2 protein-coding genes are annotated in these 2,626 nt (G+C 31.3%); one reads left to right on the top strand and one right to left on the bottom strand.

Features of this window, described 5'->3' with window-relative positions; all coding sequences use genetic code 11:
* Positions 1-227: 227 nt before the first annotated feature.
* On the bottom strand, positions 228-665 hold the full coding sequence (locus B3J44_RS03485; RefSeq protein WP_286965815.1) for an META domain-containing protein: 438 nt from the start codon (positions 663-665) through the stop codon (positions 228-230).
* 262 nt (positions 666-927) lie between these two features.
* On the opposite strand from B3J44_RS03485, the gene B3J44_RS03480 reads away from it, so the two are divergent.
* Positions 928-2,331 (top strand): aminopeptidase P N-terminal domain-containing protein, encoded by a 1,404-nt coding sequence (locus B3J44_RS03480; RefSeq protein WP_286965814.1) that lies wholly within the window; start codon positions 928-930, stop codon positions 2,329-2,331.
* Positions 2,332-2,626 lie beyond the last annotated feature (295 nt).

Here is a 2,626-nt window from a genome sequence, read left to right as displayed (position 1 = left end):
GATAATCATTTTTATTATTCTCTACTAGGAAATCTCTATTCTGGAATTGATATAAAAAAGGCATTACATCATTTTGAAACAGCTCTTGGTTTAGCTAAAACAGCATCCGACAAAAATATCATCAGCAAAAACATTGAACACTTGAAATTAAAGACAAATTAGATTTAGCATAAAAAAAGTGAAATGATAAATTTCATTTCACCTTTCTTATATATTGATTTTGAGTACTATTGTTTAGCTACTTTTTTAAATCGCATCACTGGCACATTATCATGAATTAAATTTAGTTTTCCGTCTTTATCAACAGAATAACTCGTAACTAATTTAATTTGTTTTAAAAACTCCTGTTCTCCACCACCTTCACAAAACATCATTGTAGTTGGCCCTGCTTCTCCAAAAGTCAAAGACTTACCTTTTAAGGTATAGGGTGCACTATAACCATTACATCCATTATTTCCATATACTTTTGTTTCTTTTTGATCGAAAGTAAGTTGTGGTTTTTTATGCGGATACAATCCTTCAAAAGCAATTCTTGGTCCAGAAATATACTCAAGTTCCCAAGTTGTGTCAAATAGATCTCCAGCGCTTTTATCTGTTTTTGATGTCTTGCATGAAGCAAATAATAGCGTTAAAACTGAAAGGACTGCAAATGTGTATTTTTTCATAAAAATGTTTTTTAAAGATTTATAATTTGTTTTCTTTTTTTGAACTAAAATAATTCTATAAAAATCCTATTCTCAATATTCATGCCCAGTTACAGCTTTTCTTAAGTTTAAATTTAACTCAACGCTGTTATTTTCTGTCTCTAAGTTAGTACAAATTATTTAAAGTTTTATCGCCCAGATGTTTAAAATAAAACAAGTAACACTATTTTTTTTGTAATTTGCATCAATCAAAAAGCCAAATCATCAACAAAAAAACCAAAAAATGAAACAATTTCTATTTTTGTTTGTATTTGCATTGACAACTCCGTTTGTTCAATCGCAAGAAAACCTTCCAACAGATTACCTAACAAAAGAATTCCATCAAGGACGACGTGAAGCTTTTAGAGCTTTAATGCCTGCTAATTCTGTCGCCGTTGTTTTTTCTTATCCAGAAAAAGTTTTTTCTAAAGACATTAACTACAATTATCATCCAAATCCTGATATGTATTACTTAACAGGATACAAAGAACCCGATGCTATTTTAGTACTTTTTAAAGAACCTCAAGGAACAGAAAAATACAACGAAGTTCTTTTTGTAAGAGAAAGAAATGCGTCTCGCGAAACATGGACTGGAAGACGTTTAGGAATTGAAGGAGCTAAATCTAAATTAGGTTTTACAACTGTTTACAACGGAAAAGACTTTAATGCCTTTGCAATTGATTTTGCAAAATTTGACAAAGTTATTTATGACGAAATTCCAACAGATGTTGCAGAAAACAACAGTCCTGATAATTTATATGCATTACTAAAATCATTTAAATCTAAGGCAGGAATTACAACAGCAAATGAAGCTTCTACAGATTTGTTTGACAAAATCACCAATTCTCTTCGCGAAATCAAAACTCCCGAAGAGCTTGTTTTAATGCGCAAAACGGTAAAACTTTCTTGCGTTGCACATAATGAGGTTATGAAAGCAGTTGGCCCAGACATGAGCGAAAATGAAGCAGACGGAATTCATGCCTACATTCACAGACATTACGGTGCAGAAGGCGAAGGTTATCCTCCAATCGTTGGTGCTGGAGCAAACGGATGTATTTTGCATTATGGAGACAATAACGCTACAAAAATCGACAATCAATTATTATTAATGGATGTTGGTTCTGAATATCACGGTTATTCGGCAGACGTTACAAGAACAATTCCTGCAAACGGAAAATTTACTGAAGAGCAAAAAGCAATTTACCAAATTGTTTATGATGCACAGGAAGAAGTTTTTAAAATCTGTAAAGAAGGAACTCCTATTCAGGATTTAAATAAAAAAGCAAAAGAAGTTATAACTGCTGGGTTACTTAAATTAGGAATTATTACAGATCCTAAAGATGTCCGAATTTATTATCCGCACGGATGTTCGCACTTTCTTGGTTTAGATGTTCATGATAAAGGAAATTATATGGGAACTCTAAAAGAAAACATGATTCTTACTGTTGAACCAGGAATTTATATTCCAGCAAACAGTAAATGCGATAAAAAATGGTGGAATATTGGCGTTCGTATCGAAGATGATATCTTGATGCTTAAAGATTCTTATGAAAATCTTTCTGCAGATTCTCCCAGAAAATGGCAAGACATTGAAGCTTTGGCCAAACAAAAAAGTACTTTTAATGATATGAAGTTCCCTAAGATCTAATTAGTTTTTTTGCCACAGATTAAATGGATTATTAAGATTTTTAAATTAAAAACATAAAAAAAATCTGTGAAAAATCCTTTTAATCTGTGGCCAAGAAAAAATAAAAAAAGCCTCAAAATAATTTGAGGCTTTTTCTTTTGATTTTCCCGAACTTTACATTCTTAAATCAATTAAAAATGAAAGCACTTACCTTTTCTTCTTTTGGAGAATCAGATGTTTTAGAATATATAGAAATCCCTAATCCGCAATTAAAAAAAGACGAAATTTTAGTCGAAATGAAAGCCATCGGATTAAA

Origin of the sequence: Flavobacterium sp. UBA4854 (genome assembly GCF_002399805.1) — a bacterium.
GTDB lineage: Bacteria > Bacteroidota > Bacteroidia > Flavobacteriales > Flavobacteriaceae > Flavobacterium > Flavobacterium ginsengisoli.
The sequence above is the reverse complement of the archived record's forward strand: the minus strand, read 5'-3'. Positions and strand labels throughout refer to the sequence as shown.